Annotated in this window: 15 protein-coding genes; 8 read left to right on the top strand and 7 right to left on the bottom strand. The window is 43.7% G+C overall.

The genetic code is table 11. The annotated features are described in order from the left end of the window. A partial coding sequence (locus QVA83_RS16440) for an AAA family ATPase (RefSeq protein ID WP_287498698.1) occupies nucleotides 1–340 on the bottom strand: 340 nt, incomplete at its 3' end. 224 nt (nucleotides 341–564) lie between these two features. Between QVA83_RS16440 and QVA83_RS16445 the strand changes: the two genes are divergently transcribed. Continuing rightward, the gene (locus tag QVA83_RS16445; protein ID WP_287498699.1) at nucleotides 565–912 is read left to right on the top strand and encodes a GIY-YIG nuclease family protein; all 348 of its coding nucleotides are present in this window, start codon (nucleotides 565–567) and stop codon (nucleotides 910–912) included. 45 nt (nucleotides 913–957) lie between these two features. Here the strand turns inward: QVA83_RS16445 and QVA83_RS16450 are convergent, their stop codons facing one another. Then, nucleotides 958–1,863 carry a DUF350 domain-containing protein gene (locus QVA83_RS16450; RefSeq protein WP_014950251.1) on the bottom strand — a complete coding sequence of 302 codons (906 nt, stop codon included), beginning with the start codon at nucleotides 1,861–1,863 and terminating at the stop codon, nucleotides 958–960. 314 nt (nucleotides 1,864–2,177) lie between these two features. Between QVA83_RS16450 and glnE the strand changes: the two genes are divergently transcribed. Then, a complete protein-coding gene (gene glnE, locus QVA83_RS16455; RefSeq protein ID WP_287498700.1) occupies nucleotides 2,178–5,111 on the top strand; it encodes a bifunctional [glutamate--ammonia ligase]-adenylyl-L-tyrosine phosphorylase/[glutamate--ammonia-ligase] adenylyltransferase in 2,934 nt (977 codons plus the stop codon). Nucleotides 5,112–5,121: 10 nt separating this feature from the next. On the opposite strand, the gene QVA83_RS16460 is transcribed toward glnE, so the two are convergent. The 4 genes from QVA83_RS16460 to QVA83_RS16475 all read right to left on the bottom strand — a co-directional run bounded on the left by QVA83_RS16460 (nucleotide 5,122) and on the right by QVA83_RS16475 (nucleotide 7,931). Continuing rightward, nucleotides 5,122–5,739, bottom strand: coding sequence for a TcpQ domain-containing protein (locus tag QVA83_RS16460; protein ID WP_287498701.1), 618 nt, complete (start codon nucleotides 5,737–5,739; stop codon nucleotides 5,122–5,124). A 153-nt stretch (nucleotides 5,740–5,892) separates the two neighbouring features. Further along, nucleotides 5,893–6,828, bottom strand: a complete 936-nt coding sequence (gene lpxL / locus QVA83_RS16465; RefSeq protein WP_287498702.1) for an LpxL/LpxP family Kdo(2)-lipid IV(A) lauroyl/palmitoleoyl acyltransferase — start codon at nucleotides 6,826–6,828, stop codon at nucleotides 5,893–5,895. Nucleotides 6,829–7,013: 185 nt separating this feature from the next. Further along, nucleotides 7,014–7,271 carry a DUF3081 domain-containing protein gene (locus QVA83_RS16470; protein ID WP_014950255.1) on the bottom strand — a complete coding sequence of 86 codons (258 nt, stop codon included), beginning with the start codon at nucleotides 7,269–7,271 and terminating at the stop codon, nucleotides 7,014–7,016. 105 nt (nucleotides 7,272–7,376) lie between these two features. Continuing rightward, the gene (locus QVA83_RS16475) at nucleotides 7,377–7,931 is read right to left on the bottom strand and encodes an outer membrane beta-barrel protein (protein WP_287498703.1); all 555 of its coding nucleotides are present in this window, start codon (nucleotides 7,929–7,931) and stop codon (nucleotides 7,377–7,379) included. Between the two features lie 410 nt (nucleotides 7,932–8,341). Between QVA83_RS16475 and QVA83_RS16480 the strand changes: the two genes are divergently transcribed. Both QVA83_RS16480 and QVA83_RS16485 read left to right on the top strand, forming a co-directional pair. Next, nucleotides 8,342–10,591 carry an acyl-CoA dehydrogenase gene (locus QVA83_RS16480; protein ID WP_287498704.1) on the top strand — a complete coding sequence of 750 codons (2,250 nt, stop codon included), beginning with the start codon at nucleotides 8,342–8,344 and terminating at the stop codon, nucleotides 10,589–10,591. A 152-nt stretch (nucleotides 10,592–10,743) separates the two neighbouring features. Beyond that, nucleotides 10,744–11,451, top strand: a complete 708-nt coding sequence (locus tag QVA83_RS16485; RefSeq protein WP_287498709.1) for a transporter substrate-binding domain-containing protein — start codon at nucleotides 10,744–10,746, stop codon at nucleotides 11,449–11,451. A 73-nt stretch (nucleotides 11,452–11,524) separates the two neighbouring features. Here the strand turns inward: QVA83_RS16485 and QVA83_RS16490 are convergent, their stop codons facing one another. Next, nucleotides 11,525–14,044, bottom strand: coding sequence for a TonB-dependent receptor (locus QVA83_RS16490; protein ID WP_287498705.1), 2,520 nt, complete (start codon nucleotides 14,042–14,044; stop codon nucleotides 11,525–11,527). Between the two features lie 323 nt (nucleotides 14,045–14,367). On the opposite strand from QVA83_RS16490, the gene QVA83_RS16495 reads away from it, so the two are divergent. The 4 genes from QVA83_RS16495 to QVA83_RS16510 all read left to right on the top strand — a co-directional run. After that, entirely contained in the window at nucleotides 14,368–14,790 is a 423-nt protein-coding gene (locus tag QVA83_RS16495; RefSeq protein ID WP_287498706.1) for a hypothetical protein, read from the top strand. Between the two features lie 86 nt (nucleotides 14,791–14,876). Next, entirely contained in the window at nucleotides 14,877–15,134 is a 258-nt protein-coding gene (locus QVA83_RS16500; RefSeq protein WP_278344689.1) for an EAL domain-containing protein, read from the top strand. Nucleotides 15,135–15,139: 5 nt separating this feature from the next. Beyond that, the gene (locus QVA83_RS16505) at nucleotides 15,140–15,718 is read left to right on the top strand and encodes a thymidine kinase (protein WP_287498707.1); all 579 of its coding nucleotides are present in this window, start codon (nucleotides 15,140–15,142) and stop codon (nucleotides 15,716–15,718) included. Between the two features lie 351 nt (nucleotides 15,719–16,069). After that, nucleotides 16,070–17,449: TonB-dependent receptor plug domain-containing protein (locus QVA83_RS16510; protein ID WP_287498708.1), on the top strand; the 1,380-nt coding region annotated here is incomplete at its 3' end.

Below are 17,449 nucleotides of genomic sequence, written 5' to 3' on the forward strand. Positions count from 1 at the left end.
AGAAAATTTCAAGCGCTTTTAAAATATCGGCTTTTGAGCGACCTTCCGTAGGGATATCAAATTTAGACGCGACCATTTTTACCAGTTCATCTGGCGACAGCTTTGGCGTAACAATTTGAGCTGCCGCAATGTCGTCTTCAATTTCTTCAAGCAAGCTGTTTGCTACGGTGGTTTTCCCGGTTCCAATTCCGCCGGTAATAACAATGAACCCTTCAGCTTGAGAAAGTCCATACTGTAGATAAGACATGGCGCGTTTGTGCCATTTACTTGCGAAGAAAAATTCTGGATCTGGGGTTAACTGAAACGGTTTCGAGTTAAGTCCATAATAACTTTCGTACATGCAATTTACCGTTTTTCCATTAAAGATATGCGTTCGAACACGTGAATTCGAAACAGCGCGCTTATTCTCGTATATATGGTAACCAACATCGCGCGATTATCGAAGTAATATATTCACGCCGAGTCTTAAGGGCTGGTTGATCTATGTTGTACAGCAAAGGTCAACAAGCACTAGTTAATTCTGCTAATATAAAGCTACGAAAAATTTCTATACATTGAATTACATTGGCACAAAGTATACCAGCCAACGCAGGCAATACCCACCAGGGAAGTACAAAAGCTACGTGGTATCTCTACTTAGTTGAAAATAAGCTTGGCCAACTCTACACAGGAATTACCACTAACCCCAAGCGTCGCATAGCGCAACACCGAGGAGAGTTAAAAGGGGGCGCCAAGGCCTTAAAAGGTAAGGCACCACTGACCTTTAAAGCCATATTCGAAATGACTGACAAGTCACATGCCTCAAAGCTTGAATATGAGGTAAAGAGAATGAGCCGCCCTCAAAAAAAAGGGATTATTCGTAAAGGGCAACTCAATGAGCTAATGTGTATGAAAACCCAATTTGAAGATTAAGACGTTGGGTTGCGTTAGGTTCGTTATCCAGAAAAGAGTATTCCCCTACCCGCCTAAGACACCGTTAATGATCATGGCGTTTCCTATGCTAAGGGTAAACCCAAGTGCAGCTACACCAACGTTATGCTGTTGGTCGACTTCCTGCCGGAAATTCATGCCAAATAAAATAATTTTTTTGCTCGCTAGTACCAAAATATGAAGTGCGATTGCTAGGCCAACACTAACAATCAGCCAACCTGTTATATTGCTCACGTAACCTGATGGGTTATAAATGAGTAAATTCTTCGCTGCCGACACAATCATAGCAGTTCCAAGTAAATTACCAGTGTGCTCGATAGCGAGTGCTAACTGCCCCTTCTCTAGCGCCCCTTGAAATGAGTCGTTTTGATTATCTCTTGCATATCTAAACTCTAAAATGCGCGTCATAACAAGCAACATGGTCAGAACCACGGTAAAGCCGGTCACAATAGCAATGATTGCGTTCATGTCGCTGCCATCAACCCACACCATAATATTGCGTAAAACAATTGCGCTTGCCACCAAACTAGCCGCATCAACCAGCGCCACACTCACACTCCTTTCGGCAATCATCGCATGCGTATCAACTTTATTAAGTACTAATTTATCGTGAGCGAAGCGTCCGAACTTCACCAATATAATGCCCACAATGCCGAAAGTTACCATTCCAATCGCCGCTTCTTTATAACCCACGCCAATATGACGGCCAACAACCGAGCTCAATACTATGCACAACGACAGCATGCCTCCCGCAATGCTTATCCCAAATGCGAAATTATCTTTAACACCCAGTTCTTCTGTTACCGAGTATTTCCTAAATGCGCCTGTCAGCCACTTCATAATCATTAGCAGTACTAACGCAATTGCGACATCCATAGCGAGATATATCAGCAGTTCTTGCGTTAGAGGTACTAGTTTTACTAAGGCTTCCACGTTATCTTTGCTCCTTGAACACACAAAGTTCTTCTGATTAGTTTTTGATGTAGTTTCGAAAAATCAGTGATGGCTAATTGAATAGCGTTCATCTAATACAAACTTGTACAACGATGACATCGAACTTGTTCAGATTTATTTTAGTTAGGGCTAAATGACCTGTAGATCACACCCTGGGTTAGCAGGCACTTAACCACATTGAATGCAGAGCTGCACGTTAGCGCACTTAGCAGACCTTGTTTTGAGTACTTGCAATGGCAATTGTGAGTATTCAACCGTAAAACACGAGCGATATCTCATAAGACGCGAGCATTATGCCAACAGACAACGAAAATAGCATGACAAACGTAGAACTTGCCGAAAAATTTTGGCAGCAGTTGTTAACAGCGCCAGCAATTAGCGAAAGTGACAGAGCCGTAATTGAGGCTCATTGTGAAAAACTAATGCTCTCCTTCACGCGTTCCTCTTTCTTGGCTGAGACATTGATTCAAAATCCTTCATTTGTTTCTCGCATCGTTGAGCATTATCAACCCCTTGAGAAAAGTGAAACGCTTCAATCTCTTAGCAATACCATGTCATCTGACTATCTCGCAAACCTAGACAATGAATTGCACACCGTTGCTAGCGAAAATGACTTACTGCAAGTGTTGAGGGAATTTAGAAATAAAGAGATGGCGCGGATTACTTTCCTCGACGTTTTGAACAAGCAACCCATCGAAATATCACTTATGCAGGTTTCAGCATTAGCTGATGTACTTATTAACGGTGCGTACCACTGGCTTTATCAACATTTAGCTGCGCGCTATGGAAAACCGCAAAGCCATAACCAAGACATGCACATGTATATCTTGGGTATGGGGAAATTAGGAGGAAAGGAACTCAACTTTTCTTCTGATATCGATTTAATTTTTACGTACCCAGAAAAAGGCGAAACCCAAGGTGGTCGAAAAAGCGTTGAGCATCAGCAGTTTTTTACCAAACTCGCGCAAAAACTAATCCAAGCATTGAACAAAGTGACTAATGACGGTCAAGTCTACCGCGTTGACATGCGTTTACGCCCCTTCGGCGATTCTGGCCCCCTTGTGATGCATTTCGCGGCACTTGAAGATTATTATCAAGACCAGGGGCGACACTGGGAGCGCTTTGCCATGGTAAAAGCGCGGGTGATTAACGATGATAATTCGCAAGATGTGAAATGGTTAAAGAGCATTTTGCACCCGTTTACCTTCCGTCGTTACTTAGATTTCACCACATTAGATGCCCTTCGTAACATGAAAAAGCTGATCGCCACAGAAATACGCAGACGCAGACTGAGTAACAATATAAAACTCGGCGCAGGTGGCATTCGTGAAGTGGAGTTTTTTGCCCAAAGTTTTCAGCTGATTCACGGAGGACGAGAGCCAGCATTACAAAGTAAGTCATTACTTCGCACGTTAGACGCATTAACTGAACTCGATATAGTCGAACGCGATGTAACGCAACAGCTAAAAAGTGACTATTTATTCCTAAGAAAAGTAGAGCACACGCTTCAACAAGCTCAAGATCGTCAGACCCAAACTCTTCCTGAGTTACCTTGGCAACAAGCTGCGCTTATTGAAGTCATGGGTTTTGATTCTTACAGTGAATTTTTAGTGCATTTAGATACTGTAATGGCGCGTATTCATGCCCATTTCAACGAGTTAGTAGAAGAGTCTCATGATACGCACTCAGAAGAAGACCAGCTTTTCAGTGCCTGCCAAGATGCGTGGCGTCTTGCATTGCAAGAGGATGAGTTTACTGAAACCTTTGGCGAATACCTGTCTGCCAGCGATATTAAAGGCATATATTCTATTCTTGTCGCCTTCAAGGATAAGCAACGCAATTATCGCATAGGCCAAAAAGGTGAAGACACGTTAAATAAATTGCTTCCCGAAATTTTGTATGTGTTCATCAACCAACATCCAAACTACATCCCACAAGTACTCGACCGTTTACTTGGTGTTATAGAAGCGATTACTGGCCGAACCACTTACCTTGACTTACTACTTGAAAATCCGGATGTATTAAAACAGTTAGTAAGGCTATGTGAACGAAGCGACTGGATAGCTCAAGAAATTAAGCGCTTTCCATTACTATTAGACGAATTACTCACGCCGTTATACCTAGGTCAGCAAAATACCGATATCCATACCAGCAAACAGGAATATCAGTTGGAACTGCGTGAAATCATGCTTCGTATTGAACAAGACGATATTGAAATGCTTATGGATGGATGGAGGCAGTTCAAACTTTGCCAACAGCTTCGTATAGCCGCCAGCGACATCAGTGAATCACTACCCATAAACAACGTGAGCGATAAGCTTACGGTGCTAGCTGAAGTGATATTGGAGAACGTAGTAGATGCTGCCTGGATGCAAATGCAACAGCGCTATGGCGTTCCAGCACACCTAGAGGGAACTGACAAAGGATTTGCCGTGATCGGCTATGGAAAACTAGGCGGGTATGAATTAGGTTACGGCTCAGACTTAGATTTAGTGTTTTTGCACAATGCCCCTCGCGGCATAAGTACAGACGGTAAGAAGTCTATTGAAGCACAACAGTTTTACATTAAGTTAGCGCAGCGCATCATGCATCTTCTCAATACGAAGACGTTGTTTGGACAATTATACGAAACCGACTTGCGTCTACGCCCTTCTGGCAATGCGGGATTGTTATGTTGCCATATCGATGGTTTCGAGAAATACCAGACCGAAGAAGCATGGACTTGGGAACATCAAGCGCTGGTTCGTGCAAGAGCCATTTGCGGAGACCCACGCCTTTTGAATGACTTCACGCAGGTAAGAAATTCCATACTAACTCGCTCTAGAAACGCTAAAACGTTGGCTGACGATGTGTGCAAAATGCGTTTAAAAATGCGGGAGCACTTGCTTTCAAAGGCCAACGACAAGGTAGACTTAAAGCAGTGTGTAGGGGGTATTACCGATATCGAGTTCATGGCTCAATATCTTGTACTCGCTAATGCAAAGTCACAGGCTGCCATGACAGAATATCCTGACAATCTTCGCATTTTTGACGCCGCAGCCAAGACCAACATTATTGATGTCGCCACTGCGCACAAACTGCAAAAGGCGTATTTAAAGCTACGAGAGCAATACCACCATTTAACGTTAGCAGATACCAAGTACGCAGATCAGAGCGAAGAACTAGATGCCATACGAGAACAAGTAACCATTCACTGGAATGCACTATTTGGCACGTGTAGCGGCTAGGCGATGAAGCTTAACCTCTAACCAAACGACAGTTGGTGGTGAGAAATTCTGTTTCTTGAGCAGTCACCACCAGCGAGCGTTGCTCTGCACATAAATATGCTTTTACTTGCCCTTCAAAACTACTGTCTATGGCACTGGCAATTTTAGCAAGCGATCCTGCAACCGTGTTGTCCAATTGAAACTGGTGCTTAATAACAAAGTCTTGCTCCAGGTTCCATATCACCTGCATGCCTTCAGCTTGAGCGTATTGCGAAATAGCTTCGCGCAGTGTGTTCCCTTCCTGGAACGTGCGGTATTTATGTTCGCCGGTCCAATTCTTTTCAACCGGACGTGTTTGGCTAGACATTTGTGCAAGCTTGTTGTCTAAATTAGGATCAACGCCCGCAATATCCAGTACAAAATCTCCTTGCTCATCTTCTGCTGGGTCAGTAGCAGACATACGGAAGTCTCGATAGAACTCACTTAACCCACGTGATACAGACTTTTCTTCCGCTTGCCCTTGAGGAACAGGCTCTTGGTCCTTTGTTTGAAGCATGTAAATGAGTACGCCAGCAATGATCACAAGCACTGCTGCTATGCCAATTTGCTTTGCCCAAAACGATGAACTTGAATAACTTGTCTGTCCCATACCTTACCAATGTGTAGCCACTTTTAATCGAAAATCAGCTTATGCTATGTGTATGAACTTAATCATAATTCTTCTATTTTAGTCTACCTTCGAACGGAAAGCCTATTATTCTATTTATCTAATTTTCATCGCTAGGTGTTTATTCATACACAGCTATAGTGATTTATACAGCGATTCAGGGTTACCTTCCGGTCTGGTTTTAAATCGCTTGTGCATCCACAAATAGCTTTCTGGCTGTTCTTTAACCGCAGCGTCTACATGTTGATTCAGTAATGTTAGTGCTTCAGCGTCTTCCATATCGCCTAACTGAGAAAGCGGTGGATAGATTTTAATTTTGTAACCGCGTTTGGTGTATTGCGACGTGATGATCATTGGCTCAGAGTGACTACGTCGAATAAACATCAGCGTTGCTGTAGTTGTCGCGGTATCTTTCACCCCACCAAATGGCACAAAGATACTTTGTTTCGGGCCATAATCCTGGTCGGGCAAATACAAACAAAGTTCTTTATCGTCAAGTGCAGCAAGTAAGGCTCTTGCGTTGCGCTTATCAATCATGTATTTGTTCGAGCGGTTTCGCCCATGATACTGAAGGTAATCAACGAGAGGGTTGTTGTGTTTGCGATAAAACGCGATGCTTGGACGGAAGAAGCCAATACCTCTACAGGCAAACTCCAGATTCATATTGTGAAGTGCCATACCAAAGACACCTTTGCCATTTGCAAGGGCCGCTTCAACATGCTCGGTGCCTTCAATCTCAATGGCTCGTTTTACGCGCCAGCTAGGCCACCACCATCCCATAGCAGTTTCAAATAGTGCCATGCCTGTACGCCGCACATTTTCTTTGTAAAGCGCCTCTACTTCACTGGCGGAAAGTGTAGGGTTCCAGAGCGTCAAGTTACGCTTTGCGACTTTTGCCCGTTTAGGAACAATTAACGGGATAAGTTTACCGGTACCGCCACCGATAGCGCGTATCACGGGTAAAGGCAACCATGTAATCGTATAAAGAACGAAAACACCTAACCATACAGGCCAAAATTTAGGGCCTAAAAATGCTAGTTTAAATTTAGGAGCTTTAATTGCCGCCGCCAATGTCTGTATCCTTTGAAACGAAGTGGGCGGCATTGTAGCAGAAGGTTTTTGGTGGGGCTAATTGAGACAGACAGCCCACAGTGCCCTTGCGATAAATAGAAGCGCTTAAGCAGAGAGAGCCCATACTTGCTTTCTCTGCTTAAGAAACATATTGCTTGTTATCAATACAAACTGAAATCAGGTCACTAATATTCTTTATCGATTTGCTTCAACTTTTTCTCAAACGATTCATATTGCTCTTTTGAGTCATAGTCAAAATGGTATTGATTGTGAAAGCCGAACTGCAGCTTCACATTAACGTCTTCAATGTAAAGCGTATAGCCATCGTGATCTGTAAACGCAGTGATCCCATTAAGCTTATACTGTTCATCTTCTTTCGCGCCATGCTGGCGGATCTTGTCGAAAACCTGAAGTAAGAACTTGCTGTCTAATTCGTTTTTCATTGTAAATCCATTGTTGAGAATTTATCTATTTTTACACAATCAAACGATTTTTGGATTTATCTAGGGCCTATATTTAAAACGACTATGCGAGTTAATAACTACAACCTAAAAGTTGTAGCGAAAACCTAAATTTACAATATGCGCAGAAAAATCATCTTTGCCACCAAAGTAGGTGTATTCCACGCGTACCATCGACTGTAAGCCTAAGTAGTAATCAAAGCCTAGCCCGGCTAACCCTGCGATAATTGTGTCATCGTATCCACACACAGCGGCTTCTGGGCCACAGGTAGAGCTATCTATCGACGCGTGCTCGATGTCAACGCTTGCCACGCCTAATTTGTAATACAGCTCACCTTTCTGGCTACTCGCTTTACCTAGTAACGCCAAATAAGGGCCTTTAGATGAGATTGATTGCTCGTCGTTATCTGTATCAATAAAAGAGATATAGCCACCTTCTACATACCACTGACGGTGAACTTGATAGCCTAATGCAGCTGAATAGCTAATATCAGACTCATTATCTATTTCAGTATCTACATTGCCAAAGCCAATATTTGCCACTGCATATCCGTTGGCTGATGCTAGTCCAGAAAAACCCAAGCTTATTATAGCTGCACTTCCAATAAGGAACTTAGCGAAAAATGATGAAAGACGGCGCATTTAAATTACTTCTCCATGTTAAAGAGCGCTCACTATAAAAGACAATGCCTCTGATTAAAACGAACAAACAGAGTTTAGATGAATACAGTTAACTGACAGCTGCACGAAAAAGCAGGGTTTATACCAGTCCGCATAGATAATTTCCCACACAGCGAGAGGTAAAATGTTCGTAATCGCGGCGTGTTACCGCAGATATAGTGGTTCTACATCAAGTTGACACAACAACCAGAGCGTTTTTTGACCATTAAATATCAGCAATGTTAATCCCTTGCATCACACTTTCGTATAAAAAAGACGCAGATAGTTTATATAACCACATGATTATTTGATAATTTTTACAAAATTTGATCTTTTTTAAATTAGGTGTAGTATTAACCTAAACAACTGGTCAGATGAGCGGATGAGTTATTATGAGTATCAGAACTAGCTTAAAGAAAGTATTACCCCCAATTTCAATCACAGAGCAAGAAGCCTTAGATGCAGGCGACGTGTGGATTGAATCTTCTATTTATCAGGGTAAGCCTGACATGCAGGCGCTACGCGATATCCCTCAGGCAAAACTGAGCGCAGAAGAACAAGCATTCATGGACGGTCCAGTAACCGAGTTGCTGAACATGATCGATGATTTTGAACTAGGCAACGGCAAGCACATTCCTCAGGACGTTTTAGACTTCCTAGGTAAGAACCGCTTCTTCTCTATGATCATTCCAAAGAAATTTGGTGGTCTTGAGTTCAGCCCGTATGCAAACTCTACTATCGTTGCCACTATCGCAGCGAAAAGCGGTGCAATTGCAGTAACCGTAATGGTTCCTAACTCATTAGGTCCAGGCGAGCTTCTTATGCACTACGGTACGACCGAGCAGCAAGATTACTGGCTACCTCGTCTAGCAGACGGTCGCGATATTCCGTGCTTCGCGCTTACCAGCCCTGAAGCAGGTTCTGACGCAGGTGCTATTCCTGACGCGGCTATCGTGACTAAAGGCGAATTCAACGGTGAAGAAGTGCTTGGTTTACGCGTAAGCTGGGACAAGCGCTACATTACACTTGCACCAATTGCGACCGTACTAGGTCTTGCGTTTAAAGTATTCGATCCAGACCAACTACTTGGCGACAAACTAGAGCTTGGCATTACCTGTGCCCTTCTACCTAAGTCTCACCCAGGTGTTGAACTTGGTAACCGTCACGACCCAATGGGCGTACGTTTCTACAACGGGACTACTCGTGGTCAAGACGTGTTCATTCCTATGGACTTCATCATTGGTGGTCAAAAGAACATTGGTCGTGGTTGGCAGATGCTAGTTAGCTGTCTAGGTGCAGGTCGTGGTATTTCACTTCCAGCAATGGGCGTAGCAACTGCACAATCAGCATTTAAAGGCACGGTTGAGTATTCATTCGTACGTGAGCAGTTTGGTCTTCCAATTGGTCGCTTTGAAGGTATTCAAGAGAAAATGGCAGACATCGCGGGTAAGACGTTCTTACTTGAAGCGATGCGTGTTCTTACAACTGAAGGTCTAGGCTTAGGCGTGAAGCCATCAGTAGTCACCGCTATTGCTAAGTATCACATGACTGAACTAGGTCGTGATGTGATGAACTCTGCTATGGACATTCAGGCAGGTAAAGCAATTCAACGTGGTCCTCAGAATACATTAGCGGGCGGTTACTCTGCGCTTCCTATCGCGATTACGGTAGAAGGTGCAAACATTCTTACCCGTAACCTGATGATCTTTGGCCAAGGTGCAATGCGTTGTCACCCGTACTTGAAAGACATGGTTGACCTAATCCACAGCAACGAAAGTTCTGCGGATGCAGAGTTCAACAAAGTACTTCGTAAAACAGTTGGCTTCAGCGTTAAAAATGCATTCCGCAGCCTAGGTAAAGGCTACCTTCCTTTCCTACGCGAGAGCGAGTCTGCTTTACCAGAAGTTCGCAAGTATGAGAAGCGTGTAAACAGCATCTCTGCAAAACTAGCACCACTTGCTGACTTGTCACTTGCGGTACTAGGCGGTGACCTTAAGAAAGCTGAGCTTTTATCAGCACGTCTAGGTGACGTAATGAGCTACCTATACGGTGCAATGGCAGCGATTCGTTTCTACGAGCAGCGCATTGAAGACAGAAAACTTGCGCTACCGTATTTCGAATACGCTATGCAGTGGTCTTTACAACAAGCTGATCAGGCAATTGTTAACTTTATCAACAATTTCCCGAATACGGCGACACGTGGCTTAATGCGTCTTCTTACGAACACCTACACCAATAGTGTTGCGGGTATTAGCGACGACCTAGTGCGTGAGCTTTCTATTGCGTCTATGCAAGATAACAGCGTGAAAGAGCAGCTTACTCACCTTGTTCGCGTTACGCCGGGAGATGGCAACGACATCAACGAGCAAGCGTTCAAAGCGAAGCACGCGGTAGCTCACCTTCTTGGTAAAGTGCAAAAAGCACTTCGCAAAGAGCCTGTAGTGCCGTTCATTTCTTTTGAACATGCACTTAACAAGCTTCAAGAAAAAGGCGTAGTAACGGCTGATGAAGCCGCTAAGCTTCACGACTATAACGAAAAACGCAAGCTAGCAGTTCGTGTAGACGAATACACGTTCGATATGGAACTTGTTCCAGCGTCTCAAACGCTTAAAGCGATTGATGGCGGTCAAAACGCTGCGTAAACTGTCATAATTGCAGTAACTTGATTAACGAAGCCCCATCCTTGAGATGGGGCTTTTTATTTGACCGTTAAATTACCTTTCTATTGTTTCGTTCGTACTCTACCCTTAGCTTATCGTGGTTTTCTTAAACAAGGATTTGTAAAGTGAAAACGATGCGCTTTATTGGCATTCAAACCATTTCAACATTTTTTATTCTCTTTATCTCGTCGCTGCTATTCAATTCAAACGCCAGTGCCCAGCACGATGATACTAACTTCGTCATTGGAGAATTAACTCATCCTCGAGTAAGTAGCTTCTATAAACCCCTAATAGCACGTGCGTATCAAGATATCGGCATTGAGGTTACATTCGAAAAAGTGGGTGGGGAAAGAGGCTTACGGCTTTTGAATGAAGGAATGACAGATGCAGATATTACTCGCTATGACGTAGTGTCTCAGCCTGACAATAACATTGTAATTGTTCCTCCAGCACTGTCTCATGGTACCTCATTTCTATTGTGTATACGGGGAGCTGAGTGCAATAAAAGCATAATTCAACAACCAGATAAGGCAATAGCCGTCACTACCCGATTTTTCTTCAATACGCACACCAAACCTGGCGAGTTAAATGCTAACATCTTTGAATTTGATGACTTTCACCACGTCATAAATTTACTGCTCAACGGGCGATTTGACTACGCTATTTTACCGAGTGACTATTCTGAAGAAGCCATTTTCGATCAATCTGGAATTGAGTATATACCTCTAGTGGAACACGAATTGGTACACGTTATTCATAAGAAACATAGCCACTTAATTGACCAACTTTCTGCAGCAATCGCCAAGCAGCTTCAGCTACTCAAAGCCGCGGAGAGTGAATAAATAGAAAACGCCCGCATCAATTGCGGGCGTTAATTGAACAATAACTAGTACCTTCGCACTAGATATTTGCTCGTTAGTCGAACATATATTTAAGCGACAGTACCGTAGTACGACCATTTAGCGGTCTTCCGCGGACATAATCACCTGTTGAAATCTCTCCAAAAGGTGTTCCTTCTACTTCAGTTACTACAAATTCGTCTGTAGCATTGTTCATGTTTAACGACACTGAAAACTGGTCATTAACCCAATACGTAGCGAATAAGTTTACAAGGTTATAGCCTTCTTGTTTCAGGTCATTATTATCTTGTACGTAGTACTCTGTCGAACCTTGCAGCGAAGCACCAACTGACCAATTGTCAGTGACATACTCAGGTGTAATAGTCCAGATCAAATCAGCTTGACGTCGAGGCGTATTTCCTACGAGCGATTGGTCATTAACATCTTTACTGATTTCAGCATCTGTCCATGTTAAGTTACCTGACATCACAAAATTGTCAGTTGCATTCCAACGACCTTCTAGCTCAAGACCAGTTGCTTCGTATTCACGCATGAAAGTTAGACCACTTGTTACTTCTGCTTGCGTATCTTCAGTAACAGTATCAAACAAGGTTGCGTTAACCATTAGGTCTTTAGTACCGTACTTGTAACCAATTTCGAACTGCTTGGTTGTGTCGTAACCTGAAGTTGTGCTTGTTAGGCTACCATCCGCGTTCAACGTACCGCCAATTTGAAGTAGGCGGTCAGCAATGGCACGGCCACCTTTAGAGTAACGAGCGAAGAACGTCTGGCTATCGCTTAGCAGGTACGAACCACCGATTGAATAAGACGTATTATTCGCGCTGTAATCAACAATTTGAGAAGACGCACTGGCGCGATTTAAGTTGATGACACCACCGCTAATGAAGCCGCTGTTGATTGCTGAAGCATCTTCAATTTGCTCAATAGTTCCGTTACCGTTTAGGTCGAAGTCAGCATTTCCGCCGCAACATGAGCTGATGAGTTCACCTGAAGCTTCGGTCGTGTCATGACGTACCGATGCATCAATAAGAATGTTATCAGACAATTCAAAACCAACGTTCATGTACGGCGCTTTTGTTACATAGTTTAAGTCCCACTCCCACGAAAGGAAGCTTGGCGACAGTAAACCGTTTGAAACAAGTTCCACACCATCGCCATCGGTAATTGTCAGAAGCTGCGAATTGTCACCGTCTAGGGTCTGAATAAATGTCTGCCAGCTTGACCAGCTTGTGGCGATGTCCTGGTTTGAGTAGTAATAACCTACAGTGAGGTCGATACCGTTATCAAATTCTTTACGTAAACTGAAATCGTTGATCATGTTACCCAAATCGTTGATTCGAGTGTCGAACTGAAGGTTTGTAAATGCTTGTCCTGTGTACACTTCACCAGCGCCAGGTCCGTTCGCGAGCACAACACTTGTGCTGTCGCAATTCAGTGCATTTCCGTCACCGTCAGTAGCGCCGGCACAAAGTGCAGAAGCGAAATTCGATACATCGCCAGGGCCCGCTGGAAATCCATCAGTAAATGGAGCAATAAAACCACCTGAGATATCTGAAATACGGAACTTGTTTAATAAGAACAAGTTTTCAGCCACTTCGAGGTCAACTTCAACGCCAAATGAGTTTACTTTTGATTCGATGCCATCGCGGACGTCGCGATTCTCTGGGTTACCATAGCTGTCAAAAGTAGAAATGTTTGTGTTGTAAGCTGAGTTTAATGCCTGTGAGCTGGCATCGTAACCAGGTACCGGGCCATATTCACCATCGCCTTTCACCAATACCGGAGAAGGAAGGTATGTTGATACTTTGTCATCAAGGTTTTTATAGAAGAAACGGATGTGACCGTTATCTAGCATTTTGGTGATATTGAACTTAACTTGACCACCTTGATCGCCGTTGTAGCCTGTTTCTCGCGGGCCCTCTCCACCACGGGCAAAGCCAGCAATGTGGTAGTAAAGGTCGTCGCTAATTTCACCGCCATAGCGAAAATCTAAACGAAACTCTTCGTAATCGACGCCAAATGACGTTCCAATGGCACCGCCACCTACTTCGCCCGTGTTGCTGATTAAATTAATTACACCACCTGGCGAGTTACTTGCAAACGTCGACGCTGAACCACCACGTACAGCTTCTACATTAGCTACAGACCAGTCGTAGCGTAAGAAGTTGTCTGCATTACCGAAGTTGATGTCACCGTATTCCAACACAGGTAGGCCATCTTCATGTAGTTGCAAGAACTTGGAGCCACCTGTAGCAAGTGGAATACCACGAATAGTTATGTTTGCATTACCGCCACCACCAGATGATTCAGCACGAATACCAGGTAACGCGCGAAATACCTCAGCGGTAGAACGAGGAGCTAGTTTAAGAATATCGTCTTCATCGAATGCACTTACAGAAACACTAGCTTCTTGCATCGTTGCACCACCCGGTGCAGCGGTAACCACAATCTGTTCGAATTTTTCTTTCGACTTTGCGTCAGCATCAGCTGTTGATGATTCCTGTGCGATAACCGATCCCGAAAAAGCGGCGCAAATCGCTAGGGTCAAAGCGTTGAGTGTGTGATTTTTGTTCATTTTTTCTCCGACAATGTGTTGAATTTGTTAAATCCAAGGTAGCCTCTGCCCCTTTAACGTAGGGAGGCGGCAACACGATCCAAACTTAATCGATTAAGAATTTATAACAAATAAACAACATTGTAAACATCCTGTGAAGAGTTTTTACTCTTGCGCAGCGTCTTATTTAACGTTTATATACTAAAGTTTTATCTATATTTAGCCTATACTACAATCATTTAGTATACTTAATTTTGTACGTTTCGCTCTATTCTGTACGACTAAATTTTCTTTTGAAGTAATGCATTAGTTTTGAGTCAGAATGTGATTAAGGCCTTATCCGGTTGATCACGTTTCAAGAATCAATATCACAAACTGAAATAGAACGAGACACCACCGACATGCTAATTGGCAATAGCTTTGTCGGCTTCTTGATGACGATATTTGCCTTTTCTGGTCTGGTATTTTTCTTTGAAAGCGACTCCCCTTCAACAATTGATGCTAGCGGGAAATTTTTTATACTAGGTGTGCTTGGCTTGGTTTTTTGGTTTGATATTTTCGCCAGTGCTTTTCGCTACCATCGCTTTTTCATCAGTACATTACACCTTAAAGCTAAGAACAATAGTTTGATGGAACAAATGCGTATTGAGCGTAGTGAAACAGTTAAAGTAAACAAACTACTCATAGCGTCAAACGAAAAGCTCGATGCATCTAACGCCATCGCTATGTTCCCCGTCCATGGCGACAGTGCTGTTGATTTAATTTAACAGGCAGACCTGACTATGTATGATCAAAAGCATAAGCAAAGAGGCTCTATTGGCGTGTTTAATGAAACGTTGTAAAACGAAATAAAGTGAGAGCAGCGCCGTTCAATTTTATTAAAATTGATCGCTCTTTTATACAGAATAGCTCTGAAGAGAGTGATACCATAACAAGAGCAACATTTTTAATGGCTAGAGAGTTTGGCTGTAAAATCATTGCAGCGGGCATCGAAACTGAGCAGCAAAGGCAACATTTGTCCCAGCTTGGAACCGACTATTTGCAAGGCTTTTACTTCGCTAGACCAATGAACGCCAACGACCTTATTTCTTGGTATAACGAAAACTACTAATAACCATGGCTCAACTTTATTTTTATTACTCTGCAATGAACGCAGGGAAGTCCACATCACTCCTCCAATCAGCTTATAACTACCGTGAGCGCGGTATGCATTCAGTGATTTATACCGCAGCGCTTGATGATCGATTCGGCGTTGGGAAAGTCACTTCTCGTATCGGCTTACAAGCAGATGCCAAGCTATACGCAAAAGGCGATGACTTGTTTGCCTCAATAAGCAAAGACTGCGAAGCATTAAAGCCCGACTGCATTTTTATTGACGAAGCACAGTTCTTAACAAAGGCACAAGTAAAGCAGCTCGTGGACGTAGTTGATGAACTTGATGTGCCGGTACTAGCCTACGGCCTGCGTACCGACTTTTTAGGTGAAACCTTTGAAGGAAGCCACTATTTGCTAGCTTGGGCAGATAAGCTATCTGAACTAAAAACCGTTTGCCATTGCGGCAAAAAAGCAAGTTTCGTGGTGCGTTTAGACGAAAATGGCAATGCAGTAAAAAATGGTGATCAAGTACAAATTGGCGGCAACGACACCTATGAATCAATGTGTCGCAAGCACTTTAAAGAACTGGTTTGGGACTAAATCCCAACGTCAAGTAACCTAACTAAAATAAGCGGTCTCTGAACCTCATATCTGTTGCGGGCTATAGCATTTATTGTCCGCTTCTCATTCTCTAAAAAATTTGCCACTCCCCCTTCTGCCCTTTGCCAGATTTCAATCGGCGTTATCCAAACTTTCTCGATACTATCTAGAGGTAGCAAGAAAAAGCATTAAGCATTCTTGCTAGCCACAAATAGCCGATTATCACCTGTATTTGAAAACACCTTTCTTAAACAATTAAGAAAACACTTGCGTATGAGTAAAACAACTACTATTGTTAAAACGTTGTAAATAATAAAACCTTTGTTTAACACACTCAGCAAGGTATGACTCATGAAGCACACCAGTACGTTTAAACCTGCGTTAATCGCTATTTCAATTACCGCCGCCCTTAACAGCGGTTCAGTAGTAGCACAAGACACACCAGACGACGAACAAGTAGAAATTATTCAAGTTTCGGGTATTCGAGGCTCTTTGATGCGCGCCCAAGCGGTGAAAATGGACAACGATTCCATTGTTGAGGCCATTTCCGCAGAAGACATCGGTAAGCTTCCAGACTCTTCAATCGCAGAATCACTTGCCCGCTTGCCAGGCCTATCAGGTGAGCGCGTAGGCGGACGAACGTCGGGTATTTCGGTACGTGGCTTCAAAGAAGACTTTACCGGCACCTCGCTGAACGGACGAGAGCTTATCGGTATTGGCGATAACCGTGGCGTAGAGTACGACTTATACCCTGCTGAAATCATGACAGGCGCCACAATTTACAAAACCTCTGACGCGTCGCTTATTGTCCAAGGTATTGGCGGTACAGTAGACTTGCAAACAGTACGCCCTCTAGCAGCCCAGGAAACCCTTACCGTCACTGGGGTCTACGAACTTGGTGGCAACGATTCAGATAATCCAGAGTTCGACAATAGCGGCAACCGTTTTGCCCTTTCCTTTGTAGAAAAGTTTGCAGATGACACGGTAGGTCTCGCACTTGCCATTGCATCAACGGAGTCCCCCAGAAACGAGAGAAAATACGGTGTTTGGGGTTATGGTGAGAATGACGATGGTCAGGTGCTTCCGTTTGGTTTAGACACTCAGGCCATTAGCCGCGTGCTAGAACGCGACACGATTTCAGCCATTCTTCAATGGCGTCCCACCGATAGACTAGACATTGTTTTTGATGCGCTAGATATTGATTATTCCGACTCAGGTGTTATTCGCGGTTTCATCGAACCCTTCGCTGCGGCAAATGTAAGTGGTACAGGCATTAACAACTCGGGCACGCAAGTTAACGCGAATCCAGTACTGCGTACAGATCCCGCGCAAAAAGATGGCGAGCTTCAAACCTTCGGTTTAAATATCAAATACGACATAACCGATGAGTGGTCTCTTACTTTAGACGTGGCGGACAGTGAGTCGAACAAACGTGACTTGCGTGGTGAATCATACGCTGGTTTAGCGCGTTCTGGTGCGCTCGGCGAAGGGCAATTAGGTTCACGTCAATTCGAAATGAGCACTGATGGTATTTACTTTACCGGCAGTAGCGGCCTTGATGCATTCTCTGATCCCACCATGTTACAGCTTGCGGGTCCTCAAGTTTGGGGGGGCGGTATGGCTAACATTGCCGATCAGTTTACCACCGATGTTTTACAGGCAAATGGTCAACCTTACAGCTATTTCAACGCCCAAGACGGCTTCCTGAACTTTGCTGATTTTGAAGAAGAG

Origin of the sequence: Alteromonas sp. AO-Serp (assembly GCF_017849675.1) — a bacterium.
GTDB lineage: Bacteria > Pseudomonadota > Gammaproteobacteria > Enterobacterales > Alteromonadaceae > Alteromonas > Alteromonas macleodii.